The 24,166-nt window shown below is 68.1% G+C and carries 27 protein-coding genes; 14 read left to right on the top strand and 13 right to left on the bottom strand.

Translation table 11 applies throughout. The features are described from left to right. Positions 1-8: 8 nt before the first annotated feature. Both K5880_RS03465 and K5880_RS03460 read right to left on the bottom strand, forming a co-directional pair. Positions 9-605, bottom strand: a complete 597-nt coding sequence (locus K5880_RS03465; RefSeq protein WP_297648712.1) for a hemerythrin domain-containing protein — start codon at positions 603-605, stop codon at positions 9-11. A gap of 61 nt (positions 606-666) precedes the next feature. Next, positions 667-3,015 (bottom strand): heavy metal translocating P-type ATPase, encoded by a 2,349-nt coding sequence (locus tag K5880_RS03460; RefSeq protein WP_297648710.1) that lies wholly within the window; start codon positions 3,013-3,015, stop codon positions 667-669. Positions 3,016-3,154: 139 nt separating this feature from the next. Between K5880_RS03460 and K5880_RS03455 the strand changes: the two genes are divergently transcribed. The 8 genes from K5880_RS03455 to infA all read left to right on the top strand — a co-directional run bounded on the left by K5880_RS03455 (position 3,155) and on the right by infA (position 7,801). Then, on the top strand, positions 3,155-3,352 hold the full coding sequence (locus tag K5880_RS03455) for a cation transporter (RefSeq protein ID WP_297648709.1): 198 nt from the start codon (positions 3,155-3,157) through the stop codon (positions 3,350-3,352). Between the two features lie 2 nt (positions 3,353-3,354). After that, positions 3,355-3,882, top strand: coding sequence for a Cu(I)-responsive transcriptional regulator (cueR, locus tag K5880_RS03450; protein WP_297648706.1), 528 nt, complete (start codon positions 3,355-3,357; stop codon positions 3,880-3,882). A 64-nt stretch (positions 3,883-3,946) separates the two neighbouring features. After that, positions 3,947-4,576, top strand: coding sequence for a Spy/CpxP family protein refolding chaperone (locus K5880_RS03445; RefSeq protein WP_297648704.1), 630 nt, complete (start codon positions 3,947-3,949; stop codon positions 4,574-4,576). Between the two features lie 402 nt (positions 4,577-4,978). Next, positions 4,979-5,758: a septum site-determining protein MinC gene (gene minC, locus K5880_RS03440; RefSeq protein WP_297648701.1), complete on the top strand. Its 780-nt coding sequence runs from the start codon at positions 4,979-4,981 to the stop codon at positions 5,756-5,758. A gap of 38 nt (positions 5,759-5,796) precedes the next feature. Next, a complete protein-coding gene (gene minD, locus K5880_RS03435; RefSeq protein ID WP_297648698.1) occupies positions 5,797-6,612 on the top strand; it encodes a septum site-determining protein MinD in 816 nt (271 codons plus the stop codon). 3 nt (positions 6,613-6,615) lie between these two features. Continuing rightward, positions 6,616-6,876, top strand: coding sequence for a cell division topological specificity factor MinE (gene minE, locus K5880_RS03430; RefSeq protein ID WP_297648695.1), 261 nt, complete (start codon positions 6,616-6,618; stop codon positions 6,874-6,876). A 375-nt stretch (positions 6,877-7,251) separates the two neighbouring features. After that, on the top strand, positions 7,252-7,518 hold the full coding sequence (locus K5880_RS03425) for a hypothetical protein (RefSeq protein ID WP_297648692.1): 267 nt from the start codon (positions 7,252-7,254) through the stop codon (positions 7,516-7,518). Between the two features lie 28 nt (positions 7,519-7,546). Continuing rightward, complete coding sequence (gene infA, locus K5880_RS03420) at positions 7,547-7,801, top strand: translation initiation factor IF-1 (RefSeq protein ID WP_056265133.1); 255 nt, start codon at positions 7,547-7,549, stop codon at positions 7,799-7,801. 16 nt (positions 7,802-7,817) lie between these two features. On the opposite strand, the gene K5880_RS03415 is transcribed toward infA, so the two are convergent. After that, positions 7,818-8,846, bottom strand: coding sequence for a patatin-like phospholipase family protein (locus K5880_RS03415; RefSeq protein WP_297648689.1), 1,029 nt, complete (start codon positions 8,844-8,846; stop codon positions 7,818-7,820). A gap of 6 nt (positions 8,847-8,852) precedes the next feature. Beyond that, on the bottom strand, positions 8,853-9,950 hold the full coding sequence (locus K5880_RS03410) for a 3-deoxy-7-phosphoheptulonate synthase (protein ID WP_297648686.1): 1,098 nt from the start codon (positions 9,948-9,950) through the stop codon (positions 8,853-8,855). 145 nt (positions 9,951-10,095) lie between these two features. Between K5880_RS03410 and K5880_RS03405 the strand changes: the two genes are divergently transcribed. Next, positions 10,096-10,590 (top strand): hypothetical protein, encoded by a 495-nt coding sequence (locus tag K5880_RS03405; protein ID WP_297648684.1) that lies wholly within the window; start codon positions 10,096-10,098, stop codon positions 10,588-10,590. Here the strand turns inward: K5880_RS03405 and K5880_RS03400 are convergent. From K5880_RS03400 to K5880_RS03375, 6 genes are all read right to left on the bottom strand, one after another. After that, a complete protein-coding gene (locus K5880_RS03400; protein ID WP_297648682.1) occupies positions 10,571-11,215 on the bottom strand; it encodes a 3'-5' exonuclease in 645 nt (214 codons plus the stop codon). The genes K5880_RS03405 and K5880_RS03400 overlap by 20 nt on opposite strands. Positions 11,216-11,307: 92 nt before the next feature. Continuing rightward, positions 11,308-11,709 carry a DUF4148 domain-containing protein gene (locus K5880_RS03395; protein WP_297648679.1) on the bottom strand — a complete coding sequence of 134 codons (402 nt, stop codon included), beginning with the start codon at positions 11,707-11,709 and terminating at the stop codon, positions 11,308-11,310. Between the two features lie 117 nt (positions 11,710-11,826). Then, the gene (locus K5880_RS03390; protein ID WP_297648676.1) at positions 11,827-12,249 is read right to left on the bottom strand and encodes a PaaI family thioesterase; all 423 of its coding nucleotides are present in this window, start codon (positions 12,247-12,249) and stop codon (positions 11,827-11,829) included. A gap of 34 nt (positions 12,250-12,283) precedes the next feature. Next, positions 12,284-13,669 (bottom strand): MATE family efflux transporter, encoded by a 1,386-nt coding sequence (locus tag K5880_RS03385; RefSeq protein WP_297648673.1) that lies wholly within the window; start codon positions 13,667-13,669, stop codon positions 12,284-12,286. Between the two features lie 13 nt (positions 13,670-13,682). Then, positions 13,683-14,390, bottom strand: coding sequence for an SDR family oxidoreductase (locus K5880_RS03380; RefSeq protein ID WP_297648670.1), 708 nt, complete (start codon positions 14,388-14,390; stop codon positions 13,683-13,685). Positions 14,391-14,494: 104 nt separating this feature from the next. Then, the gene (locus K5880_RS03375; RefSeq protein ID WP_297648667.1) at positions 14,495-15,085 is read right to left on the bottom strand and encodes a TetR/AcrR family transcriptional regulator; all 591 of its coding nucleotides are present in this window, start codon (positions 15,083-15,085) and stop codon (positions 14,495-14,497) included. A 125-nt stretch (positions 15,086-15,210) separates the two neighbouring features. Here K5880_RS03375 and K5880_RS03370 point away from each other — a divergent pair, with 125 nt between their 5' ends. The 3 genes from K5880_RS03370 to tcuB all read left to right on the top strand — a co-directional run bounded on the left by K5880_RS03370 (position 15,211) and on the right by tcuB (position 18,842). Then, positions 15,211-16,170 carry a LysR substrate-binding domain-containing protein gene (locus K5880_RS03370; RefSeq protein WP_297648665.1) on the top strand — a complete coding sequence of 320 codons (960 nt, stop codon included), beginning with the start codon at positions 15,211-15,213 and terminating at the stop codon, positions 16,168-16,170. A gap of 94 nt (positions 16,171-16,264) precedes the next feature. Further along, entirely contained in the window at positions 16,265-17,680 is a 1,416-nt protein-coding gene (gene tcuA, locus K5880_RS03365) for an FAD-dependent tricarballylate dehydrogenase TcuA (RefSeq protein ID WP_297648662.1), read from the top strand. Beyond that, on the top strand, positions 17,667-18,842 hold the full coding sequence (tcuB, locus tag K5880_RS03360; protein ID WP_297648659.1) for a tricarballylate utilization 4Fe-4S protein TcuB: 1,176 nt from the start codon (positions 17,667-17,669) through the stop codon (positions 18,840-18,842). Before tcuA ends, tcuB begins: the two co-directional genes overlap by 14 nt. 182 nt (positions 18,843-19,024) lie before the next feature. Here the strand turns inward: tcuB and K5880_RS03355 are convergent, their stop codons facing one another. Beyond that, positions 19,025-19,330: a HigA family addiction module antitoxin gene (locus K5880_RS03355; protein ID WP_297648655.1), complete on the bottom strand. Its 306-nt coding sequence runs from the start codon at positions 19,328-19,330 to the stop codon at positions 19,025-19,027. Positions 19,331-19,528: 198 nt separating this feature from the next. Here K5880_RS03355 and K5880_RS03350 point away from each other — a divergent pair, with 198 nt between their 5' ends. After that, positions 19,529-20,854 (top strand): NAD(P)/FAD-dependent oxidoreductase, encoded by a 1,326-nt coding sequence (locus K5880_RS03350; protein WP_297648652.1) that lies wholly within the window; start codon positions 19,529-19,531, stop codon positions 20,852-20,854. A 12-nt stretch (positions 20,855-20,866) separates the two neighbouring features. Here the strand turns inward: K5880_RS03350 and K5880_RS03345 are convergent, their stop codons facing one another. Together K5880_RS03345 and K5880_RS03340 are read right to left on the bottom strand one after the other, a co-directional pair. After that, entirely contained in the window at positions 20,867-21,610 is a 744-nt protein-coding gene (locus K5880_RS03345) for a class I SAM-dependent methyltransferase (RefSeq protein ID WP_297648649.1), read from the bottom strand. A 150-nt stretch (positions 21,611-21,760) separates the two neighbouring features. Continuing rightward, positions 21,761-22,696, bottom strand: a complete 936-nt coding sequence (locus tag K5880_RS03340; RefSeq protein ID WP_297648646.1) for a LysR substrate-binding domain-containing protein — start codon at positions 22,694-22,696, stop codon at positions 21,761-21,763. 151 nt (positions 22,697-22,847) lie between these two features. Between K5880_RS03340 and K5880_RS03335 the strand changes: the two genes are divergently transcribed. After that, on the top strand, positions 22,848-24,110 hold the full coding sequence (locus K5880_RS03335) for an ABC transporter substrate-binding protein (RefSeq protein WP_297648643.1): 1,263 nt from the start codon (positions 22,848-22,850) through the stop codon (positions 24,108-24,110). Positions 24,111-24,166: the final 56 nt, after the last annotated feature.

Genomic DNA, 24,166 nt, shown 5'->3' with positions numbered 1-24,166 from the left:
CCCGCGCCTCAGGATTCGCCCAGCCCCACGGGCTCGGGTGCGAGCATCACGATGCGGGTGAACAGGCGGTCGAACTGCGGTTCGCGCGGTTGCTCCGGATTCAGGGGATCGCGATTGGCCGCGAAGGCCGCATCGAGCACACGCCAGTCATCGTCCGTCAGGCAGCGTTCGGCCTCGGGAAGCAGCACACTTTCCTCCAGCCGCATGTGCTCCAGGTAGAAGTCCACATAGCGCCTGGTCTCGCTCTCGAAAGCGGGTCGGTGTTGCTCCCCCAGGTATTCCCAGGCCAGCAGCAGGTGCAGGAGTTCGCGCACCCGCGTCTCGCCACCCATGTGGTCGCGCTCGAGCCGGTCGATTGTGTGCATCACCTGCGGTGCGGCCCTTGCCAGGCGCGGGAACAGCAGGTTGGATTCCTTGGGGTGGTGGTGCTTCTCGGGAAACTCGCCGATGTAGAACAGCATCGCGCGCAGCACGTCGAAGAAGCGCTCGTGCTCATCACGGCCCTGCGGCTCGGGGCCTCGCCGGAGCATCTGCAGCAGCGACTGCAGCATCGCGCTCAGGCTGGCGTGTTCGTTGCGGATGACGCGCAGGGTGTCGTGCTTCATGTCGGTCTCCTCGGCAGGCATGAAGCATCGCGCAGGCGCGTGGCGCGCGCCTTGACCTGCATCAATCCGGACGCACGGGCGGCTTCCAGCGCTTGAGCAGCAGCGCGTTGCTGACCACGCTCACCGAACTCAGCGCCATGGCCGCACCAGCCACCACCGGGCTCAGATAACCGAGCGCCGCCAGCGGTATGCCGGCCACGTTGTAGGCAAAGGCCCAGAACAGGTTCTGCCGGATCTTGCGCACCGTGCGGCGCGAGATGTCGAGCGCGGCGGCCACCAGCATCGGGTCGCCGCGCATGAGCGTGATGGCCGCGGCGTGCATCGCCACGTCGGCACTCGCGCCTTCGCTGTGGCTCATGGCCATGCCCACGTCGGCAGCGGCCAGCGCCGGCGCGTCGTTCACGCCGTCGCCCACCATGGCCACTGTGTGCAGGCCACCACGCTCGCCGCCCGCGTCGTGCGTGCGCGACTTCAGGCGGCGCACCACCGCCGCCTTGTCACCCGGCAACACCTCGGCAATCACCTCGTCACCAGGGGCATTCATGCCCAGGCGCGCGGCCATCGCCTGGGCCGCGCCCCGGTTGTCGCCCGAGACCATGACCAGCCGCAGGCCCTGAGCGCGCAGGCCGGCAATGGCCTCGGCCGCGCCGGCCTTGGGTTCGTCACCGAACGCCAGCAGCGCCAGCGGCGACCACTGGGCCGCAGCGGCCGCATCGCCCGGCGTCTGGCTGGCCAGCACCGACACCGTGGCGCCTGCGGCCTGCAAGGCCCTGGCCCGCGCGTCCAGCGGGCCCAGCGATGTGCCCAGTTCCTGCATCCAGCGCAGGCTGCCCAGTGCCAGCAGGGCACCGTTCACCCGGCCCTGGGTGCCCCGGCCCGACACCGCCTGCACGTCCTGTGCGGCATCGGTCGCCACCCCGATGGCGCGCGAAGCCGCGGCTTCCAGCACAGCGCGCGCCAGCGGGTGCGCGCTCTGCGCCTGCAGGGCCGCAGCCGCCTGCAGCACCGCCATTTCGTCCACGCCTTCGGCGGCCTCGACCACCTGCAGGCGCGGGTGGCCTTCGGTCAAGGTACCGGTCTTGTCGAAGGCCACGGTGTCGACCTTGTGCGCGATCTCCAGCGCCTGCGCATCCTTGATCAGGATGCCGTGGCGCGCGGCCACACCGGTGCCCGCCATGATGGCCGCGGGTGTGGCCAGCCCCAGCGCGCAGGGGCATGCGATCACCAGCACCGCCACCGCGTGCAGCAGGGCCTCTTCAAGCGAAGCCCCCACCCACCACCAGCCGAGCAAGGTGAACAGCGCAATCACCAGCACCACCGGCACGAACACCGCGGCCACCTGGTCCACCAGGCGCTGCACCGGTGCCTTGGCCGCCTGGGCGTCCTGTACCAGACCGATGATCCGCGCCAGCACGCTCTGCGCGCCGATCGCGCGAACCCGCACGTCCACCGCACCTTCGCCGTTGAGCGATCCGCCCGTCACGCCATCGCCCACGTCCTTCGGCACCGGCATCGCCTCGCCCGTGAGCATCGATTCGTCGGCCTGTGTGTGACCCTGCACCACCGTGCCATCGGCGGCGAAGCGCTCGCCCGGCAGCACCCGCACCACATCGCCGGGCAGCAATTCATCCACCGCCACGTCGATGGCTTCGGTGCGCCGCACGCCATCGGGCAGCAGGTGCGCGTTTTCGGGCCGCAACGCGTGCAGCGCGCGGATCGCTGTGGTGGTCTGGCGCTTGGCGCGCGCCTCCAGCCATTTGCCCAGCAGCACCAGCGTGATCACCACCGCCGAGGCTTCGTAGTACAGGTGCACCATCTCACCCGCTTCGGCGCGCCACCAGAGCCAGGTGGACAGGGTCCAGGCCGCCGTGGTGCCGATGGCGACCAGCAGTTCCATGTTGCCGGTGAAGGCCTTGAGCGCATGCCATCCCGCCCTGTAGAAGCGCGCGCCAAGCACGAACTGCACCGGCGTGGCCAGCATGAACTGGATCCAAGCCGGCAACATCCAGTGCCGGCCGAACAGGTCGCCCACCATGGGCAGCACCAGGGGGGCCGAGAGCAGTACACCCGCCAGCACCGGCAGCAGATCGCGTGGCAGGCCCATCCAGCGTGCCTCCGCATCGGCATCCATCGAGTCCAGGGCACGGGGTTCGTAGCCGGCATCGCGCACCGCCCGTTTGATGCGCGCCAGCGACTCGGCAGTGTCCCCGCCGCCCAGCACCACCTGCGCCGATTCCGTGGCCAGGTTGACCGTGGCATCGCTCACACCCGGCTGCTTCTTCAGCGCTTTCTCCACCCGCGTCACGCAGGACGCGCAGGTCATTCCACCAATGCCCAGATCGATGCGAATGGGTGGAACGGACGAAAACAGGCCGCCGGATTCGGAGGGAACGGTGGTGAGTGTGTTCATGCCGGCAGCATAAGGTTTGTCACCATGGGAAGGTCAAGCGGTTGTTGCCAACTGTGACCGTCCACCCATCTGCCCTTGACCTTGACACCATGTCAGGGATCAGAATGGCCGCACATTCTCGATCTACAAGGAGTTTTTCATGAACCAGATGCTCAACGTCACCGGCATGACCTGTGGCCACTGCGAAAAGGCCGTGACCGGCGCCATCAAACAGGTCGATCCCCAGGCGCAGGTGCGCATCGACCGCAGCCAGAACCGGGTCGAGGTCGACACCACCCAGCCACGCGAGGCGCTGATCGCGGCGATTCGCGAAGAAGGCTACGACGTGGCCGCCTGAACATGGACGACGACGACAACAACACGGCCAGCGACGCGCTCATCCGCTGGCCGGTGAACATCGGCAGGGCGGCGCAACTCAGCGGCATTTCGCCCAAGATGCTGCGCCACTACGAGTCGCTGGGCCTGCTCGCCGAGGTACCGCGCACCGACAGCAACTACCGCCAGTACGGTCTGGCCGACGTGCACACGCTGCGCTTCATCCGGCGCGCGCGCGACATGGGCTTCGGCCTGGACGCCATCACCGAGCTCGTGAGCCTGTGGCACAACCGCAAGCGCAGCAGCGCGAGTGTCAAGCGCATCACCCAGAAACACCTGGACGACCTGGCCCAGCGCATCGAAGCCCTGCAGGCCATGCAGCGCACCCTGGGTCACCTGCTGCACCTGTGCCCCGGTGATGGTCGGCCCGATTGCCCGATCCTGGACGACCTGAGCCACCCCGCGTCCACATTTGCTGCACGAAGTGGGACAAAAATTTACAAGCCCGCCACACCGGCGGCACGGAGCGGAAACACCCGCACCCGACACTGAAACCACTCCGCAGCCAACACCAGGTCCTGTGGAGATTCTTCTTCAACAACCACAGGAGTCCTCCATGACAACGCTTCCGAAACGCGCCCTTCTCGCCACGGCACTGGCCACCGCACTGGCCGGACTCAGCGCCACTGCAATCGTGCAGGCCACGACCCTGCACCCGGCCCAGGTCACCGCCGGCTCCAGCCTGCTGGCCCAGGCCACCACCCCTGCCCAGACGGCCCAGCCCGCGGCACCCGACGCCGCACAGCGCGACGCCAAGCGCGAGCAGCGCCGTGCCGAACGCGTGGCCCGCATGCAGCAGAAGCTGGCCGAGCGCCAGGCCGCCTTCAAGGCCGAACTGAAGATCACCCCGGCACAGGAACCGGCCTGGAACGCCTTCGTGGCACGTACCCAGCCGCAAGCCCGTACCGCCATGCGCCAGGACAAGCGCGAAGACTGGTCCGGACTGACCACGCCCGAGCGCCTGGACCGGATGAAGGCCCGCGAGACGGCGCGCAGCGCCGCCATGGACCAGCGCGCCGACGCCATTCGCAGCTTCTACGCCGCGCTCGACGCCGAACAGCAGAAGGTCTTCGATTCGAAACGTCTGCCGGGCTTCCAGCGTGCCGGCATGCAGCGACAGCATGGCGGAAAACACCACCACTTCCATCGGCATGGTGCTCACGAGGGCGCGAAGCAGCCGGCGTGACCGGGGTCGTTTCCGCTTTCCTCTCTCCTATATGAATACTGTTAATTAAAGATAGCAGTAGTAGTAGAGGGCGCTGTCCGGTGTGGACAAGCGCCCTTTTTCCTTTCATGACAAGCACTTGGGGAACACGAAACGCTGTGTGAAGTGCCCTGTCGACGGTGGTCGCGAACGGGGACAACTCTGGCTTTGGAACGAGGTCTGTGGACAACCTGTCACTTGTTCAAAAGTTACACACAGCTTTGTGCGCGCGACGCTTCGGGTGGCCCTGAAACATGCCCTGACACCTGCGCACAGACGCTTGCGAAACCGCTATGGAACGGCTGTTAAGATGCGCCGCTGTCACAGACAGACCTGCACCACCGGCGTTCCTGCCGCCGGCCCGTTATTGGATCCGTTTCGCCCATGTCCGTTGCCCTCGCAGGAACCGCGCCCGCCACCTTCGAAATCAAGAGCGCCCAACTGCCCCTGGTGGCGCTCATGCTCAAGTCGTCCGATCTGAACCGCCTGGCCGAAGAGTTCGCCCAACGCTTCGGCGACATGCCCGACTTCTTCGACCACGACCCGCTGGTCATCGACCTGCACCCGCTCAATGTGGCCGAGGCCAACGCCCTGCCCGACTTCGGCGCCCTGCAGACACTGCTGCGCCAGTACCGCCTGACACCGCTGGCCGTGCGCGGCGGGACCGTCGAGCAGACCGCGCTGGCCATGGCGGCCGGTCTCACTCCCACGCCGGACGCGAGCGTGCAGCGTACCGCGCCTGTGCTTGCACCCACCGAGATCGCCACTTCACCCGAGCCCGTGCCGATGCCGGCGCAGCCCGAACCCATCCCGGGCGCGCTGGTGATCGACAAGCCCCTGCGTTCGGGCCAGCAGGTGTATGCGCGTGGTCGCGACCTGGTGGTGATGGCCATGGTCAACCCGGGCGCCGAGGTTATCGCCGACGGCCACATCCATGTGTACGCGCCGCTTCGCGGCAAGGCCATCGCGGGTGCACGCGGCAATGCCGACGCGCGCATCTTCGCGCTCTCCATGGCACCCGAACTCATTTCCATCGCGGGCATCTACCGCACCAGCGAAGTCGCCCTGCCCGAGTCGGTGCAGGGCAAGACCGCCCAGGTGCGGCTGGTGCCCGGCACCGACGGCGGTGACGACAAGCTCGTGATCGACGCCATCGGTCACTGAACCGCAGCTCCCATTTTTCGCACAGAAGGACCGTCACCATGACCAAGATCGTCGTCGTCACCTCCGGCAAGGGCGGTGTGGGCAAGACCACCACCAGCGCCAGCTTTGCTTCCGGCCTGGCCCTGCGTGGCCACAAGACCGCCGTGATCGACTTCGACGTGGGACTGCGCAACCTCGACCTCATCATGGGCTGCGAGCGCCGCGTGGTCTACGACCTGATCAACGTGATCCAGGGCGAAGCCAACCTGAACCAGGCGCTGATCAAGGACAAGCAGTGCGACAACCTGTTCGTGCTGGCCGCCAGCCAGACACGCGACAAGGACGCGCTGAGCCAGGAGGGCGTGCACAAGGTGCTGACCGACCTCTCCGCCATGGGCTTCGAGTACATCGTCTGCGACTCGCCCGCGGGTATCGAGACCGGTGCGCTCATGGCCATGCACTACGCCGACGAGGCCCTCATCGTCACCAACCCCGAAGTCTCCAGCGTGCGCGATTCCGACCGCATTCTGGGCATGCTGGGCAGCAAGACGCAGCGTGCGATCGACGGCAAGGACCCGGTCAAGGAACACCTGCTGATCACGCGCTACAACCCCGGGCGCGTGGCCGACGGGCAGATGCTGTCGCTGGAAGACATCCAGGACATCCTGCGCATCAAGCTGATCGGCGTGATCCCGGAAAGTGAAAACGTGCTCACCGCGTCCAACCAGGGCACGCCGGCCATCCACCTCAAGGGGACCGATGTGGCCGAGGCCTACAGCGATGTGATCGACCGTTTCCTTGGCGCCGACAAGCCGCTGCGCTTCATCGAAGCCGAAAAAGCCGGCTTCTTCAAGCGCCTGTTCGGGGGGAAGTAAGGCATGTCTCTTCTGTCCTTCCTGCTCGGCGAGAAGAAAAAAACCGCCAGCGTCGCCAAGGAGCGGCTGCAGATCATCCTGGCGCACGAGCGCAGCGGCCGCAGCGCCTCCGAGCCCGACTACCTGCCCGCGCTGCAGCGCGAACTGGTCGCGGTGATCGGCAAGTACATCAAGATCAACCCGGACGACATCAAGGTCCAGCTCGACCGCCAGGACAACCTGGACGTGCTCGAGGTGAAGATCGAACTGCCCGACCGCAAATGAGCCGGCGGCCCCGGACTGGCGCTTTCGAGTCAGCCGGGCTATAATGCGCGGTCGCCTTGAGCGACCAGCCGCGTCAAAGCCTCACCGCCACGATGCAGGTGCCCCTGGCAGAGGGGCTGTGCTGGTCCAGCCCCTGCAAGGCGCCGCGCCACACCGCCTTCTCACGGCAACGTGGCTCACCCTTTCCTCCCTGCTGTTGCCGATGCCTCTGCCGTGGCTCGTGCGCTGGCCCTGGCCTGATGCGTGTTGCACCGGGCAGATGCCGGATGACGTGGCGGGGAACCCCGGCGCTGGGGCTGCCAGCTGTTTTTTGACACGTTCCGGGCCTGACAGGCGCGCTCATCGTGAGTGCGCACGGGTCCACCGATGATTTTGATGATTCACACAACAAGCACAACACATACGAGACCGACACCTCTCACCCTGGGCAAGTACCGCATTGCGGCCTTCCCGCGCCCCTTGCCGGGTGGCCTGTTTGCCGCGCAGGTGTCCATCGCCAGTGGCCAGGGCAGCGCCTCGACCGCGCGCGTGATGCGATTCGACAGCGCGTTTCCCACGCACGACGAAGCGGCGGACTACGCCCTCGCGCAGGGTATTCACTGGGTGCACGACACCGCCCGCCAGGCCGCCCGTCCCAACTGACCGATACACTTCACGCAAAGGAAACACCATGGCCAAGGAAGAACTGATCGACATGATGGGCATCGTCAACGAGGTGCTGCCCGACACGCGCTTTCGCGTGACGCTGGACAACGGACACCAGTTGATTGCCTATTCGGCGGGCAAGATGAAGAAGAACCACATCCGCATCCTCGCGGGCGACCGCGTGTCGCTGGAACTCTCGCCCTACGACCTGACCAAGGGCCGCATCAACTTCCGCCACATCGAAGGCCGCGGCCCGATGGTGCCGCGCAAGCCGCGCTGATCCTTCCGGTTCCGCCCTAGTAGAACAGGGCTCCCAGGTCGGCGCTGCTGCGCCGTCCCACGTCGGCGTGGTGCGCCGACAGCCACGCGCTGCCGTGCTCACGGCCCAGCGCAAACAGCATCTCGAAGAAGCGCATGTTGGCCGCGACCTTGCTCTCGGTACTCAACGCGCCCATGACCTCTCCGGCCTCGATCACGTGGAAGTGCGTGCCCGCCAGGCGCCGGTCGAGCTCACCGCGCCGCCACCAGGTGCTGCGCGCCGCGCGTTCGCGCAGGTGGGCGAACATGCGCATCTCTCGCAGGAACGTGGCGTTGAACGCCAGTTCCATCATCCGGCTCTTGATGTCCGCCGCTGACTGCGGTGTGGCGCTGTGCTTGAGCGGCGCGAGCATCACCAGCAGGATGTCGCGCGCGCTGCACTCGTGGAACAGCGGGAACACCGCCGGATTCGCCGCGTAACCCCCATCCCAGTACGGTTCGCCCTCGATCACCACGCTGCGGTGCATGGTGGGCAGGCAGGCGGAGGCCAGAACCGCGTCGGGCGTGAGCTCGGGTGCGCGGAACAGTCGCAGCTTGCCGGTGTTGACGTTGGTGGCCGCCACGAACAGCTTGATGGGGCAGTGCGCGCGCAAGCGCTCGAAGTCCACCTGCGCCGACAGGATCTTGCGCAGCGGATTGAGGTCGAACGGGTTGAGCTGCTCGGGTGAAAAGTAGTGCGTCCACTGCAGCATCAGCTGCATCGCCGGTGCCAGCCGCATGTTCTTGCCGTCGGCCGTGGGCACCGCGACCTCGAAAGGCAGGCTGCCGGCCACCGCGCTCCAGAAGCCGCGCAATGCGTCGCGCGCACCCTGCGTTCCACCCGCCATCAGGCCCTGCGCCAGCAGCACGGCGTTCATCGCGCCCGCGCTGGTGCCGCTCACGCCGTCGTAGCGCAGGCGCCCGTCTTCCAGCAAGGCGTCGAGCACGCCCCAGGTGAAGGCGCCGTGCGCACCACCGCCCTGCAGGGCGAGGTTGATGGCCGGCGGGCCGCGCCACGTCAGGGCCATGGCGCCTCAGCCCTGCGCGCGCCGCGCACGCACGGCTGCGGCCAGGCCCTGCAGCACGGGCACGGTCTGTTCGAACGAGATGCAGGCGTCCGTCACGCTCACGCCCGGCTGCAGCGGCTGGCCGGGCACGATGTCCTGCCGGCCTTCATGCAGGTGGCTCTCGATCATCACGCCGACGATGCGCGTGTCGCCCGCGGCCACCTGCGCGGCCACGTCGGCCGCCACCTCGATCTGCCTGCGGTGCTGCTTGCTGCTGTTGGCGTGCGACACGTCCACCATGACCTGCTCGCGCAACCCGGCTTTCTTCAACAGCGCGCAGGTGGCATCGACATCGGCCGCGCTGTAGTTGGGCCGCGCGCCGCCGCGCAGGATCACGTGGCAGTCCTCGTTGCCGCGGGTCTCGAAGATTGCGGCCTGGCCCATCTTGGTCATGCCCATGAAGGCGTGCGCCGCACGCGCAGCCTGGATCGCGTCGGCGGCCACCTTCACGCCGCCGTCGGTGCCGTTCTTGAAGCCCACCGGGCAGGAAAGGCCGCTGGCGAGCTGGCGGTGGCTCTGGCTCTCGGTGGTGCGCGCGCCGATCGCGCCCCAGCTCACCAGGTCGCTGATGAACTGCGGGCTGAGCAGATCCAGGAACTCGGTGCCCACGGGCAGGCCCAGCGCGAGCACCTCCAGCAGCAGCGCACGCGCCATCTCCAGGCCCTCGTTGATCGCGAAGCTGCCATCGAGGTGGGGATCGTTGATATAGCCCTTCCAGCCTACGGTGGTGCGCGGCTTCTCGAAATACACGCGCATGACCACCATGAGGTCCTCCTGCAACGCGTCGGCCTGGGCCTTGAGCTGGCGGGCGTAGTCGATGGCCTGGGCGTGGTCGTGGATGGAACACGGGCCGACGACCACCACGAGGCGGTCGTCCTGCCCCTGCAGCACGCGCGATATGGCCGCGCGGCTGCTTTCCACCAGTGCCTGCGCGGCATCGCCAGCGGGCTGCCATTCCTGCAGCAATGCGGGGGTGATGAGCGGGCGCACGGCGCCGATGCGCAGGTCGTCGATGCGGGTGGTGTCGTGGGTGGAGAGCACGGCCTGGGGGGTGTGGGTTTTCATGTTGGGGCGTTGGCGGGGTATCCCCGCGCACGGTCAAAAGTCGCACTGCGGCCGATTCTGGGGCATGGCCGGCGTCAAGTTCGGGACATGGCGGCCGAAACATGAGGTTACGTATCCACAGCGGTGGATGGCAAACGAGGCACGCATGAATACTTTCCGCATCACTCTGGCCGCACTGTGCATGAGCGCAGTTCCCGCGTTCGCACAGTCGGTGCCGGCGCCATCCCCCTCCCCCTCATTCGAAGACCGCTCTTCCGAGGTCTGGCTCAACGTCGGCGGCTTCTCGCGCCACTTCTCGCGCAACAAGGGCTACAACGAAAGCAACCTGGGCCTGGGCGTCGAATACCGCACCAGCCCGGAGATCTCGTACATGGCCGGGGCGTACTACAACAGCGTGCGAAAGACCACTTCGTACGCGGCAGTGAACTGGCAGCCGCTTTCGATCGGCCTGCTGAAGCTGGGCGCTGCCATCGGCGTCATGGACGGCTATCCCTCGATGGCCAGCGGCGGCACCTTCTTCGCGGCCATGCCCCTGGCGACCTGGGAAGGCAAACGTTATGGCATCAACTTCGGCGTCATTCCTTCCATCGGCAAGGTCGATGGTGCGGTGATCGTGCAGTTCAAGCTGCGCGTGTACTGAGCGCCAGCGGTAGCGGGCGCCGCGTGTGCGCCTCGATGAAGCGCGGCAGCGCGGTGCGCGCGCAGCGTTGCAGCGCCATCAGGAAGCCGTGGTCGGGCGTGGCCACGCCATGCTGCGTGCGCAGGTCGTGCTGGATGCGCCCCAGCAGCTCGGCGGCCATCTCGGCGTCGGCCAGCGCCCGGTGCGCCTGGCCGGTGCGCGGCAGCCGGAAAAAATCCACCAGCGTCCCCAGCTTGTGGCTCGGCGCCTGCGGGTACAACCGGCGCGAGAGCAGCACCGTGCACGCGAACGGCTGCGGCGCCTCCACGCCAACGCGCGCGAGTTCGGCCGTCCAGTAGCGGCGGTCGAAGGCGGCGTTGTGCGCCACCATGGGCACATCACCCACGAACTGCGCGGCCTCGCGCATCACCCGCTCGGCCGGCGGAGCCGCCTCGACCATGGCGTTGGTGATGCCCGTGAGCTGCGTGATGAAGGCCGGGATGCGCACGCCCGCGTTCATCAGGCTCTGGTAGCGGTCCACCACCCGGCCTGCTTCGGTGATCACGATCGCCACTTCGGTGGCACGGTCGCCCAGGCCGGGCGATGTGCCAGTGGTCTCGAAGTCAATGACGGCGATGCGGTTCATGGACACGCACTGTAGCGCGATGTCTGCCGCGCTTCGCGCGAAGAAGCCCCCGGTGCCGCGGGGGCACGGGGGGCTGGTCGGGCTGGGACGGATCAGCGGACGGTGGTGGTCATGTGGCCCTGGCCCACCTGCATCGGGCGGGCGCTGCCGGTCTGCATCTCGAAGCGGTGCGGCGCCAGATCACGGAAGGTGGCGCCGGTCTGGCCATCGGCCACCAGCTCACCACGCACCCAGGCGTCGCGCAACTCGGCCCGCACCTCGGCGCGGGACTTCGTCGAGGTCATCGCCATCGCGCCGTAGCGGCCCGGGTTCAGATCGCGGTAGGTGGCGCCGGTCTGGCCATCGGCGATCAGCGTGCCGTTGCGCTGGGCTTCGGCCAGTTCGGCGCGTACCTGGTCGCGCGTCTTGGGCGCCGATGCGTCGGCAGCGAATGTGGTGCCGACAGACGCGGCGGTGAGGGCCAGGGCGATGAGGGAGAGGCGTGCGGATTTCATGAGGGTTTCCTTTCGGTTGTGCCGGCTGTGCCAGCGTTGGGTTGCCCACTGAATACGTGCTCACGCCGTCACTGGATTCAATTCTTTTCGCACCGCATCCAGCGGCCGCGCAATCCCTCAACCCCCGGCCTTGGAATACAACACCATCTGCGTGCAGCGGAACAGCGCGATCGTCCTGCCCGTCTCGCGGTGGGTGACGGTCGCGTCCCACACCTGCGTCGTGCGGCCCAGGTGCACGGGCCGGGCCACGCACTCGATCGTGCCTTCGCGCGCCGTGCCCAGGTGGTTGCTCTTGAGCTCGATGGTGGTGAATCCGCTGGCCTCCTTCGGCAGGTTGGCCACACAGCCATAGCCGCAGGAGGTGTCGGCCAGCGTGACCACGCTGCCCGCGTGCAGGAAGCCGTTGGGCGCCATGGTGTGGGGCTTCACGGTGAGTTCGGCACGCACTTCATCGGGACTCGCGTGCGTGACGATCAGGCCCAGGTGGCCCGGCAGCGCGCCGGCGCCGCGCTGGTTGAACTGTTCGGCAAGGGTGTTCATCGGGGTCTCCTTGGTTCGGTTGGGGTGAAGGTCTTCAGCGCGTCCAGCTGCCCAGCCGGATCGCGATGGCAAGCGTGGAACCATAGACGACGAGGCTCATCGCCACGATCGCGAAAAAGACAGCGGGCGGCGCCTGGAACACGCGCACGCACAGCCAGCCACCGACCAGCAGGATCGCCAGCCGGCCCACGCTGCCAGCCAGTGGCCAGAACATGCGGCCCGCGCCCTGCGAGGCGAAGAACAGCGCCAGGCCCAGGCCGAAGAAGGCGTAGCAGCCGCCGACGATGCGCAGGTAGGTGGCGCCGAAGCCCCGCACGGTGGCGTCGGTGGTGAAGAGATCCATCCACAGCGAGGGCGCGATCGCGGTGGTGACGCCGATGGCGCCGGTGATGGCCGCCACCAGCGCGCTGCCCACCCAGGTCGCGCGCAACGCACGCGCCGACTGGCCCGCGCCCATGTTGGTCGCCACCATCGCGGTCAGCGCGGTGCCGAAGCCGAAAGCGATCGGCACCAGGATGTACTCGAGCCGCGCGGCCACGCCATAGCCCGCGAGCGCGGCCGTGCCGTAGCTGCCCACGAAGGCCGTGGCCACGGCGATGGAGGCGTTGCTGATCACCGGGCTCATCGAGGCCGGCAGGCCCACGCGCAGGATGTCGCGCAGCAGCGGCAGGTGCAGGCGCCAGCGCGTGCGCTGCAGCTGCACCGCGCCGTCGCGGCGCAGCAGGTAGACCACCATCACCAGCGCCGACAGCGCGTTGACGCCGAGCGTGCTCAGTGCTGCGCCGGCCACGCCCAGGCCCGGCACGGGCCCCCAGCCGAATACGAGCAGCGGGCACAGCACCAGGTGCAGCAGCGCCGTGGCCAGCAGCAGCACCGAAGGCAGCAGCATGTTGCCCGCGCCGCGCACGATGCCGGCCAGCACGTTGGTGAACCAGATCACCGCCGCGCCACCGAACAGCACGTTCGAATAGCTCAGCGCCGCGTCCAGCGCGGCGCCCTGCCCGCCCATGCCGCCGTAGATGCCCCGCCCGAAGCCGAGCAGCGCCACCATGAACAGCAGCGCCAGCAGCGCCGAGATGAACAGCGCCTGCTGCGCCAGCCGGCTGGCGTCCTCGCCGCGGCCGCCACCCAGCGCGCGCGCCACGGCGGCGGTGGTCGCGCCGCCGATGCCGCCGGCCGACATCTGCAGCATCAGCATCGAGAGCGGCAACACCAGCGCGATGCCGGCCAGCGCGTCGGCCCCCACGCGCCCGAGGATGTAGCCGTCGTAGCCGATCACGATGGTCATCGCGAACAGGCCCAGCACATTGGGCGTGGCCAGGCGCAGCAGCGTGGGCAGCAGGGGCGCGTGCAGCATCTGCTGCAGGCGTGTCTGGGCCGGGCTGGTCGCGGGTGTGTGGATGGGCAAGACGGCGCTCATGGTCAGGTTCCGATCAGGCGCGCGGATCGCGCAGGTAGATGCCCGGCTCGGCGGAGAGCCCGCCTTTGACCTGGCGCGTCAGTTCGTCGGCCAGCACCTCTTCGGCACCCGCCTCCAGCGCGTCCAGGGCGCGGCGCACCACGTCCTCGGGTGTCGACTTCGGCATCTCGATGCCCTGCGTGAGGTCGGTGTCGACAAAACCCATGTGCATGCCCAGCACCTGCGTGCCCTGCGCGCGCAACTCGTTGCGCAGCCCGTTCGTGAGCGCCCAGGCGGCCGACTTGCTCGCGCCGTAGACCGCCAGCATCGGCGAGCTGATCCAGCTCGCGACCGACAGCACGTTCAGGACCGCGCCGCCGCCGTTGGCCGCGAGCACCGGCGCAAAGGCCTGGCTCACGCGCAGCGGGCCGAAGAAGTTGGTCTCCATCTGCGTGCGCGCCGACCCGACGCCGCCCTCGGCCAGAAAGCCGCCGAAGTGCGCGATGCCGGCGTTGTTGATCACCAGCGTCACGTCGCTGGCGCGCCGCGCGGCGGCGGCCACCTGCTCGTCGACAGTGACGTCCAGAGCAAGGGGTTCGACGCCGGGCAGCGTCAAGCTGGCGGGGTCGCGCGCGCCGGCGTAGACCTTGCGCGCGCCGCGTGCCAGCACCTCGCGCGCAAAAACCAGCCCGATGCCGCGGTTGGCGCCGGTGACGAGAACGGTGGCGTTGTGGAGTTTCATGGTTCGTTTCCTGGACAGGTGATGGAAAGGCTGGGGAAAGTAATATGACGATCGTCATATTCAAGGGCGATCGAAACAACGGGCAGGGCGCAAGGGCACATGGCTCAGCCCTGGGTGGAAACGTCGTGCTGCGCCAGCAGGGCGGCGCGGTTGTCGGCCAGCAGGGCCCTGCCTTCGGCGTTGTCGCCCAGCGTGCGCGCGAGCTGCAGCGCGCCCACCATCTGGCTGGCGATGGCGGCCGCGGCCTGGGGCGGCGCGCCGGCCGGCAGCGCACGCGCCACCACGGCCACCAGGGCGCGCACGCGCTGCGCGGCGGCTTCGCGCACGTCGGCCGACTGGCGCGGCATCTCCGAGGCCAGCGCCGCGACCGCGCAACCGTTCTCGGTGCCGCTGAGGTGGCGCTCCGACAGATAGCCCTCGATCAGCGCGCGCAACGGGCTCGCGCCGCGCGCCTGGCGTGTGGCGTTGCCCCGGGCGATGCGTTCGGCGCTCTGTTGCCCGGCGTGCTGCAGGGCCTCGGCCAGCAGCGCGTCGCGCGAGGCGAAGTGCGCATAGAAGCCGCCATGGGTCAGGCCCGCTTCCTTCATGATGTCGGCCACGCCCACGCCCTGGAAACCCGCGCGGCGGATCGCGCGCGCCGCCGTGTCGAGGATGCGTTCGTGGGTGAGGGCCTTGCGGCCAGGGGCGGTGTCCATGGGGCCGGATTGTAGCCGTCAATATGACGTTCGTCATATTTCCCGCCCGGCGGCATGGGCATCGCAAGCCCGTGCGATCATCCCTGGCATCACGACGTGTGATGGGAAACGCCGGAGGCCATTCGATGGAACTGCGACAGCTGCGCTACTTCGTGCGCGTGGTGGAGCTGGGCTCCATGGGCCGCGCCGCGCTCGACCTGGACCTGGTGCAGTCGGCCCTGAGCCAGCAGATCAGCCGGCTGGAGGGCGAACTCAGCACCCGCCTGCTGCAGCGCACGCCGCGCGGCGTGGTGCCCACCGACGCGGGGGCCGCCTTCTTCCGCGAGGCCCAGCTCACCCTGCGCCATGCCGCGCAGGCGGTGCGGGCCGCCCAGCACGCCCGCCTGTCGGGCACGGTGAGCGTGGGGTTGGCGCCCACTACCGCCGCCATGCTCGGCCTGCCTTTGATGCAGGCCATGAAGGCCCGCTACCCGGACGTGCGTCTGCACATGGTCGAGAGCATGTCCGGCCACCTCGCGACCCTGCTCAATGCGCGCGAACTCGACCTCGCCGTGCTGTTCGACGCGCGCCTGCAGACCCAGCCGGAGAGCCCCGCCAGCCGGCTCTGGCAGGTGCAGCCCCTGCTCTCGGAAGACCTGTTCCTGATCGCCGCGCGCCGGGACGCCCGGCCCCGACCTGCCACCATGACCCTGGCCGAACTCGGCGACGAACCGCTGATCCTGCCCACCGGGCCGCACGGCCTGCGCAGCGCGCTGGACGCCGCCTTCGCCCGCGCCGGCGTGGTGCCGCAGGTGGTGCTGGAGGTGGATTCGCTGCCCATGCTGATGGCCGCGGTGGACGCCGGGTTGGGCACCACGGTGCAGCCGCACGCCGCCGTGGGCCGGTTTCCGGACGCGCAGACGCGCTTCAGCATGGTGCCCATCGACGACGCGCAGGCGCGCCGCGTCAACCTGCTGTGCAGCCTGTCGGAAGACGAACTCTCGCCTGCCGCGCTGGCCACACGGGTGGTGATCCGCGACACGGTCCGGGGCATGGTGGAAGGCGGTCACTGGCCCGGCACACGGCTCTGGCATCACGAATCGTGATGCCCCCATGACCGGACCGGGCTGCACCGCCGGGGTCTGAGTCCCTACAGTCGTGGCCATGCCGGGGCGGTCCCGGCCGCTGTGAGGAGCGACTTTGGAACCCGATGTGCTGGTGATCGGTGGCGGCAACGCCGCCCTGTGCGCCGCCCTGATGGCGCGCGAAGCCGGCGCCAGCGTGCTGCTGCTGGAAGCCGCGCCGCGCGCCTGGCGTGGCGGCAATTCCGGCCACACGCGCAACCTGCGCTGCATGCACGACGCGCCGCAGGACGTGCTGGTCGAGGCCTACCCCGAAGAGGAGTACTGGCAGGACCTGCTCAAGGTCACCGGTGGCCAGACCAACGAAGACCTGGCGCGCCTGACCATCCGCGCCTCCGCCACCTGCCGCGACTGGATGCGCCGCCACGGCGTGCACTTCCAGCCGCCGCTCTCGGGCGCGCTGCACGTGGCGCGCACCAACGCCTTCTTCATGGGCGGCGGCAAGGCGCTGGTGAACGCCTACTACCGCAGCGCCGAAAAACTCGGCGTGCGCGTGCGCTACGAAACCCCGGTGGACCGCATCGAGCTGGAGGACGACCGCTTCGTCGCCGCCCACACGCGCGGTGGTGAGCGCATCACCGCCAGGGCCTGCGTGCTTGCCGCCGGCGGTTTCGAATCCGACCGCGAATGGCTGCGCGAAGCCTGGGGCCAGAACGAGCGCGGCGAATGGCCGGCCGACAACTTCCTGATCCGCGGCACCGCGTACAACAAGGGCGTGCTGCTCAGGCACATGCTGGAAGACCACGGCGCCGACCGCATCGGCGACCCGACGCAGGCGCACATGGTGGCCATCGACGCGCGCGCGCCGCTCTACGACGGCGGCATCTGCACCCGCATCGACTGCGTCTCGCTCGGCGTGGTGGTGAACCAGGAGGCGCGCCGCTTCTACGACGAAGGCGAAGACTTCTGGCCCAAGCGCTACGCCATCTGGGGCCGCCTGGTCGCCCAGCAGCCGCAGCAGATCGGCTATTCGATCATCGACAGCAAGGCCATCGGCCGCTTCATGCCGCCGGTGTTCCCCGGCGTGAAAGCACACACCCTGCCCGAGCTCGCGCGCCAGCTCGGCCTGGACGAACACACCTTCATGCAGACCCTGAACGACTACAACGCCGCCTGCCGCGTCGGCAGCTTCGACCACACCGCGCTCGACGATTGCCACACCGAAGGCCTCACACCCGCCAAGACGCACTGGGCGCGCCCCATCGACACCGCGCCCTTCTACGGCTACGCGGTGCGCCCCGGCATCACCTTCACCTACCTCGGCCTGCGCACCGATCACACCGCCGCCGTGCGCTTCAACGACCAGCCCAGCCCCAACCTCTTCGTGGCCGGCGAGATGATGGCCGGCAACGTGCTCGGCAAGGGTTACACCGCCGGCGTGGGCATGTCCATCGGCACCGCCTTCGGCCGCATCGCGGGCACGCAGGCCGCCAAAGCCGCGAAGCAACAGGGGGTGCAGCATGCAGGCGCTTGAAGCCCTCACGCGCGACGCGCGCGCCCTCGCTCAAGGCGAACCCGTGCAACTCTCCGCGCCCGAAACCGAAGTGGCGCGGCAGCTGCAGATCTGCAACGCCTGCCGCTACTGCGAAGGCTTCTGCGCCGTCTTCCCGGCCATGACGCGCCGGCTCGAATTCGGCAAGGCGGACATCCACTTCCTCGCCAACCTGTGCCACAACTGCGGCGCCTGCCTGCACGCCTGCCAGTACGCGCCGCCGCACGAATTCGCCATCAACGTGCCGCAGGCCATGGCCACCGTGCGCGGGCAGACCTATGCCGACTACGCCTGGCCGCCCGCGCTGGGCAAGCTCTACCAGCGCAACGGTCTCACGCTGTCGGTAGCGCTGGCCGCCGGCCTCGCGCTGTTCCTGCTGATGGCCGTCGCGCTCAAAGGCAGCCTGTGGCCCAGCGACCTCGGCGGCAACTTCTACAAACTGTTCCCGCACAACCTGCTGGTGAGCCTGTTCGCGCCCGTGTTCCTGTTCGTGGTGTTCGCGCTCGGCATGGGCGTCGCGCGCTTCTGGCGCGACGTGACGCCCGCCACCAGCGGCGCACCGCTGAACCTGCCTGCCACCACCGAGGCCACCGGCAACGCATTGCGCCTGAAGTACCTGGACGGCGGCCACGGCGACGGCTGCCACAACGAAGACGACGCCTACACGCTCTCGCGCCGCCGCTTCCACCACTTCACCTTCTACGGCTTTCTGCTGTGCTTCGCCGCCACCAGCGTGGCCACCGTGTATCACTACGTGTTTGGCTGGGTCGCGCCCTACGAACTGCCCAGCCTGCCCAAGCTGCTCGGCGTGGTCGGCGGTGTGAGCCTGCTCATCGGCACCGCCGGCCTGTGGCACCTGAACCGCCGCCGCCACCCGCTGCACGGCGACGCCGCGCAAAAACCCATGGACCTCGGCTTCATCGCCCTGCTCTTCCTCACCAGCGCCACCGGCCTGGCGCTGTGGCTGCTGCGCGGCACACCCGCACTGGCCATCACGCTGTGCCTGCACCTGGGCGCGGTCATGGCGCTGTTCGCCACCCTGCCCTACGGCAAGTTCGCGCACGGCGTGTTCCGCACGGCGTCGCTGCTGCGGTTTGCGGTGGAGAAGCGGCAGCCGAACCCGGTGGGGCTGGGGGCGGATTGAGCGCGATAAATTGCCAAGAGTGGTAGTTGCTGCCGCGGGATCAAGCTAACGACGACCTGTTTCAGCTCTTTTAGCTCTTTGGCGATTTCCTTCATCTGATCCACTGCGGGCTCGGGTACTGCCGTTGCCTGGACCATCGGGTGAAGGTCTGTGCTGGATGTTGTCCGGCGAATGAAAGCTCTTCACACGGCCAGCGCGAGCGGCTTGATCTCCCTGGTGATCGCCTTGCCTGCCGCGATCTCGGCGGTGCGCAGGTCGTACGCGCTTTGCAGGTTCAACCAACCCTGGGCCTCGCTGCCAAAGTAGCGCTCCAGACGCAGCGCGGTATCGGCACTCACGCCGCGCTCGCCTTTGGTGATTTCACTGAGGCGCGAGTAGGGCACATGCAGGGCGATGGCCACTGCGCGCACGCTGACGCCCATGGGTTTGATGTAGTCCTCCAGCAGGACTTCGCCTGGATGGACTGGACGCATGCCGTTCTTGAACATGATGCACTCCGTTGCTGTTCAGGGTTTCATTGCGGAAAGGACCAGGTGCATTCTCGCCCCGGTGGGCGTCAACCGGGCAACGGTCAATGATGTGAAGTGCAGGTTTGGTCAAATCAAGTTCACACACTTCAAAACGCCGCCGGCCGCGCCCGTCGCCATGGTATTTTTGGCCCCCTCCCCAAATCAGAAAGTGCCCCGATGCAACCGGAAGAACATTGCGACGTGCTGGTGGTGGGTGGCGGCCCCGCTGGCTCCACCATTTCCGCCCTGCTCGCGCGCCAGGGTCGCAAGGTGGTGCTGCTGGAGAAGGCGCACCACCCGCGCTTTCACATCGGCGAATCCCTGCTGCCGGGCAACGTGGCCTTGTTCGACCAGCTCGGCGTGCGGGACCAGATCGAGAAGATCGGCATGCCGAAGTACGGCATCGAATTCGTCCCTCCGGACCTCGACTACTGCAGCTATGTGGATTTCGCCGAGGGCTGGGACCCTTCGATGGCGTCGGCGTGGCAGGTGCGGCGCTCCGAGATGGACGAGCTGCTGTTTCGCCACGCCGCGCGCACGGGCGCCCAGGCGCTCGAAGGTGTGAGGGTCACGGACGTCGCGTTCGACGACGAGGGCGCCCGGGTCGAGGCGGTGCACGACAGCGGTGAAACGCGCCGCTGGCGCGCGCGCTTCGTGGTGGACGCATCGGGCCGCGACACCCTGCTGGCGAACAAGTTCAGGTGCAAGCAGAAGAACAAGGACCACAACAGCACGGCCCTGTTCGGCCACTTCCGCGGCGCGCGGCGCCTGGAAGGCAAGCGCGAAGGCAACATCAGCATCTGCTGGTTCGAGCACGGCTGGTTCTGGTTCATCCCGCTGGCCGACGGCACCACGAGCGTGGGTGCGGTGTGCTGGGCCTACTACCTGAAGGCGCGCGACAAGCCGCTCAAGGACTACTTCTTCGACACCATCGCCCTGTGCCCGGAACTGCACGACCGGCTCAAGGACGCCACGCTGGTGGACGACCAGGTGCACGCCACGGGCAACTTCGCTTACGCCAGCACACATGCCACGGGTGACCGCTACCTGATGGTGGGCGATGCCTTCACCTTCATCGATCCCATGTTCTCCTCCGGCGTGTTCCTGGCGATGCAGAGCGCCTTTGACGGCGCAGCGTTCGTGGCCACGGCGCTGGACGAACCCCGGCGCCTGCCCGCTGCTCGCGCTGCGTTCGAGAAACGCGTGCGCGTTGGCCCGCGCGACTATTCATGGTTCATCTACCGCGTCACCAACCCCACCATCCGCGACATGTTCATGCACCCGAACAACCGGTTCAAGGTCAAGCAGGGGCTCATGTCGCTGCTGGCGGCCGACATCCACCACGGCCCCGCCTACCGGCTGTCGCTGGTGATGTTCAAGCTGATCTACTACGTCGTCTCGGTGGCGAACTGGCGCCGCACCTATGCCGGCTGGAAGCGCCACCGCCTCAACATCCGCGACGTGGGCCCCTTGAGCGGCGAGACGGTCATGAAGGCCGACTGACGGGACACCCGCTCACGGCCGCACAGCCGTGTACTCCGAGAAGATGCCCAGCTCGGTGTGGCGCCTGACCTGCAGGAAGCCGGCACGCTCCATCGCCTCAAGGATCTGCGCGGGCGGGATGCAGCTCTCGATGGTGTCCCAGTAGTAGCGCCACAGCTCCGCACTGCCGCGCTCGCGCGCCACCAGGCGCGCGAGGGTCGGCACGACGCGGCGCATGTAGAACTTCACGAAGGCGCGCGAGAGGCGGCTCGCCGGCTGGCTGATTTCCAGGATCAGCAGGCGGCCCCCAGGCCGCAGCACCCGATGGAACTCGCGCAGCGCGGCGTCCACGTCCGACACATGCCGGAACGCGTAGCCGAAGCTGAGGAAGTCGGCCTCGCCGGTGGCGCACGGCAGTTCCTCCGCCCGGCCGGCGCGCAGTTCAACGCCGGGGATGTCCACCTGCGCCAGCATGCCGGGGCTGGGGTCGACGCCGATCAGGCGGCCCCGCTCGCCGATCACGCCGCAGGCCTGGCGCGCCAGCAGCCCCGTGCCGATGCCCACGTCGACGACCTTGTCGCCGGCCGCCAGGCCCGCCCGGACCAGCGCTTCCCGCCGGTACCAGCCACCCGACCCGAGCGCCATCGCGCGCTCGATGCGGTCGTAGTCGACGGCGGTCTCGTCGAAGATGCGGCGCACGTACCGCGCATGGTCCGCCTCGTCACGGTAGTAGGCCGGCAGGGGCGCATGCGGCAGGTGGGGGGTGGGTTCTGTCAATGTCTGCTCCTGGGGGTCTTGGGCCGGGATGGGGGCCGGATGTTGTGCATCGGATGGCGGGGCTTCGGCCGCCGCGCCCAGGTCGCAGCGTAACGCAGCGCCGCGCTCGCCCCCGATGATCTTGTCGAGGTTCGTCCTGCCGAGGCCCGGTCAGATCAGGTTCACCCCGCGCCACTCCCCGCCCACCACCAGGTCCTTCACCGTCTCCCGCAGCTCCGCCCGCACCGCGGCCGCCGCCGGCGTGAGGCGGTCGGCCACGACCGAGAACAGGTAGTTCGGCCGCTTCATGTCGGCGTCGGAGAACGCCAGCGTGCGCCAGTGTTCGCGCATCTTGCCTTCGAGCAGCGCGGCGGCCATGGGCTTGATGGTGGCGCCCATGCCGTCGCGCACGCAGGTCATCAGCAGCGAGAGCGAGTCGATCTCGGCCACCACGCGCGTGGTCAGGTTGCGCTGTTCGAACTCGGCCGAGATGCGGCGGCGCAGGCCGTGGATGCCGGTGGGCAGGATGAGCGGCAGCTCGGCCGTCTCGGCGCAGCTGAGCTTGATGCGCCGCGGCGCGACGAGCTCGCTGCTGTCGGGAAGCATCACGAAAAGTTCTTCCTCTACCAGCGGCTCGGCCGGCAGGTCGGGCACGGCGTCGCGGCTGAACAGGATGGCCAGGTCCAGCTGGCCAAGCCGCATCATCTGCGCCAGGTGGCCGCTCATGCCTTCGACGACGTTGAGCACGACGCCCGGGTACTTCTCGCGCACGCGGCGCATGAAGGGCACACCCACCGCGCACACCGTGGTGGCGGCCAGGCCCACCGACACCATGCCGTGCACCGTGCCCGGCTCCTGCCGCGCGATGGACAAGGCCTGGTCCAGCTGGCGCAGCATGAAGCGCGCGTGGTGGTGCAGGGCGGCGCCGTTCTCGGTCGGCGTCACGCCCTTGGCGGTGCGGATCAGCAGCGGCTTGCCCACCTCCGCTTCGAGCTTGGCCACGTGCTGGCTGAGCGCGGGTTGTGCGACGTAGAGCTGGCGCGAGGCTTTGGCCAGGCTGCCGCTTTCGACGATCTGCACGAAGTACTTGAGCTGCCGCAGGTCCATGCCGTGTCTCCGTTGTGGTGGCCCGAGCATAGTGGAACAGCCCATAAGCAAAAGCGATAGCCCATCTCGGAAAACAGTATTTTCCCTCTGAGAGGCTCCTTCCTATGATCGCGCTGCATCCCGGCAGACCCAACAAACAGGAGACAAGAGCATGGAATCGAAATCGCAATTGCAGGTGGCTTCGGCGCATCGCCGCACGATGCTCAAGACCGGCGCCCTGGTGGCCGGCAGCGCGGCGCTGGGCTTGCCCACGCTGGCCGTCGCACAGGCGGAAAAAATCAGGATCGGCCACCTCACGCCGCTCACCGGTTTCCTCGGCGCTCTGGGCGACTACGCCGTGCAGGGCATCAAGATGGCGGTGGAAGAGGTCAATGCCGCCGGTGGCGTGCTGGGCCGCCAGATCGACCTGGTCAGCGAGGACTCGGTCAACCCGCAGACGGCCTCGAGCAAGGCGCAGCGCATGATCGAGCGCGACAAGGTCGCCTTCCTGATGGGCGAGATCAACTCGGCCTCGGCGCTCACCATCGCCCAGGTGGCCGAGCGCAACAAGACCCTGTTCATGAGCATCGGCGCGCGCTCCGACGCGCTGCGCGGCAAGAACTGCAACCGCTACACCTTCCACGTCGACATCCCGGTGACGGTGATGGTCAACGCCGCGGGCGAGGCCCTGCTGCGCCAGGGTCTGGTCAAGGACAAGAAGGTCTATGCCCTGACCTCCGACTACCTGTTCGGCCACGACCTGTCCAAGGCGGCGAAGAACTTCTTCACCCGCAACGGCGGCACCGTGATCGGCGACGAGCTCGTGCCGACCGACCTGACCGACTTCAGCTCGCAGATGATCAAGATCCGCCAGGCCCGGCCCGATCTCATCGCCACCAACCTCGGCGGCAACCAGGTCACCAACTTCGTCAAGCAGTATTCGGAGTTCGGCCTGCAGATTCCCGTGGCGGGCTTCAACCTCAACACCGCCGACGCCTGGGCAGCGGGCGAAGGCAACCTGGGCGGCATCTGGCCCACGGTGTGGCACCACGAGCTCAAGACACCGGGCACGCAGGCCTTCGTCGAGAAGTTCACGAAGAAGTACGGCCGCATCCCCGAGAACCACGCCTGGATCGAATACGTCTCGCTCATGATGCTGGTGCAGGCGATCCGCGAAACCAAGTCGACCGACACCGACAAGGTCATCGCCTACTTCGAGAGCGAGGCGCAGTTCGACGTGCTCAAGGCGCGCAAGGCCTACTTCCGCAGCTGGGACCACCAGCTCATGCAGGAGGCCTACCCCTTCACCGTCAAGCCCAAGGGACAGGCGAAGCACAAGCAGGACTTCCTGCTGTTCGGCGAGGCCGTGCCCGGCCCGAACGAGCCGCTGGAAAAGCTCGCACCCACCAAGGCGGAGAGCGCCTGCAAGATGTGACCGCGCCCTGAGCGGCCCCGGCCGGCACCGCGTGGCGGTGCCGGTGTTTTCCCTTT

The sequence above is a fragment of the Hydrogenophaga sp. genome (assembly GCF_025699295.1).
Classification (GTDB): domain Bacteria; phylum Pseudomonadota; class Gammaproteobacteria; order Burkholderiales; family Burkholderiaceae_C; genus Hydrogenophaga.
This window is presented reverse-complemented; position numbering and strand designations above follow the sequence as displayed.

Excerpts from the sequence above, each read along its gene's own strand:
- K5880_RS03380 (WP_297648670.1), bottom strand. The coding sequence starts at position 14,390 with ATGAAACTCCACAACGCCACCGTTCTCGTCACCGGCGCCAACCGCGGC.
- K5880_RS03395 (WP_297648679.1), bottom strand. The coding sequence starts at position 11,709 with ATGAAATCCGCACGCCTCTCCCTCATCGCCCTGGCCCTCACCGCCGCG.
- tcuB (WP_297648659.1), top strand. The coding sequence starts at position 17,667 with ATGCAGGCGCTTGAAGCCCTCACGCGCGACGCGCGCGCCCTCGCTCAA.
- cueR (WP_297648706.1), top strand. The coding sequence starts at position 3,355 with ATGGACGACGACGACAACAACACGGCCAGCGACGCGCTCATCCGCTGG.
- K5880_RS03460 (WP_297648710.1), bottom strand. The coding sequence starts at position 3,015 with ATGAACACACTCACCACCGTTCCCTCCGAATCCGGCGGCCTGTTTTCG.
- minC (WP_297648701.1), top strand. The coding sequence starts at position 4,979 with ATGTCCGTTGCCCTCGCAGGAACCGCGCCCGCCACCTTCGAAATCAAG.
- K5880_RS03335 (WP_297648643.1), top strand. The coding sequence starts at position 22,848 with ATGGAATCGAAATCGCAATTGCAGGTGGCTTCGGCGCATCGCCGCACG.
- K5880_RS03415 (WP_297648689.1), bottom strand. The coding sequence starts at position 8,846 with ATGGCCCTGACGTGGCGCGGCCCGCCGGCCATCAACCTCGCCCTGCAG.
- K5880_RS03370 (WP_297648665.1), top strand. The coding sequence starts at position 15,211 with ATGGAACTGCGACAGCTGCGCTACTTCGTGCGCGTGGTGGAGCTGGGC.
- K5880_RS03350 (WP_297648652.1), top strand. The coding sequence starts at position 19,529 with ATGCAACCGGAAGAACATTGCGACGTGCTGGTGGTGGGTGGCGGCCCC.
- K5880_RS03425 (WP_297648692.1), top strand. The coding sequence starts at position 7,252 with ATGATTCACACAACAAGCACAACACATACGAGACCGACACCTCTCACC.
- K5880_RS03400 (WP_297648682.1), bottom strand. The coding sequence starts at position 11,215 with ATGAACCGCATCGCCGTCATTGACTTCGAGACCACTGGCACATCGCCC.
- minD (WP_297648698.1), top strand. The coding sequence starts at position 5,797 with ATGACCAAGATCGTCGTCGTCACCTCCGGCAAGGGCGGTGTGGGCAAG.
- K5880_RS03465 (WP_297648712.1), bottom strand. The coding sequence starts at position 605 with ATGAAGCACGACACCCTGCGCGTCATCCGCAACGAACACGCCAGCCTG.
- K5880_RS03355 (WP_297648655.1), bottom strand. The coding sequence starts at position 19,330 with ATGTTCAAGAACGGCATGCGTCCAGTCCATCCAGGCGAAGTCCTGCTG.
- infA (WP_056265133.1), top strand. The coding sequence starts at position 7,547 with ATGGCCAAGGAAGAACTGATCGACATGATGGGCATCGTCAACGAGGTG.
- K5880_RS03390 (WP_297648676.1), bottom strand. The coding sequence starts at position 12,249 with ATGAACACCCTTGCCGAACAGTTCAACCAGCGCGGCGCCGGCGCGCTG.
- K5880_RS03375 (WP_297648667.1), bottom strand. The coding sequence starts at position 15,085 with ATGGACACCGCCCCTGGCCGCAAGGCCCTCACCCACGAACGCATCCTC.
- K5880_RS03340 (WP_297648646.1), bottom strand. The coding sequence starts at position 22,696 with ATGGACCTGCGGCAGCTCAAGTACTTCGTGCAGATCGTCGAAAGCGGC.
- K5880_RS03385 (WP_297648673.1), bottom strand. The coding sequence starts at position 13,669 with ATGAGCGCCGTCTTGCCCATCCACACACCCGCGACCAGCCCGGCCCAG.
- K5880_RS03445 (WP_297648704.1), top strand. The coding sequence starts at position 3,947 with ATGACAACGCTTCCGAAACGCGCCCTTCTCGCCACGGCACTGGCCACC.
- minE (WP_297648695.1), top strand. The coding sequence starts at position 6,616 with ATGTCTCTTCTGTCCTTCCTGCTCGGCGAGAAGAAAAAAACCGCCAGC.
- K5880_RS03405 (WP_297648684.1), top strand. The coding sequence starts at position 10,096 with ATGAATACTTTCCGCATCACTCTGGCCGCACTGTGCATGAGCGCAGTT.
- K5880_RS03455 (WP_297648709.1), top strand. The coding sequence starts at position 3,155 with ATGAACCAGATGCTCAACGTCACCGGCATGACCTGTGGCCACTGCGAA.
- K5880_RS03410 (WP_297648686.1), bottom strand. The coding sequence starts at position 9,950 with ATGAAAACCCACACCCCCCAGGCCGTGCTCTCCACCCACGACACCACC.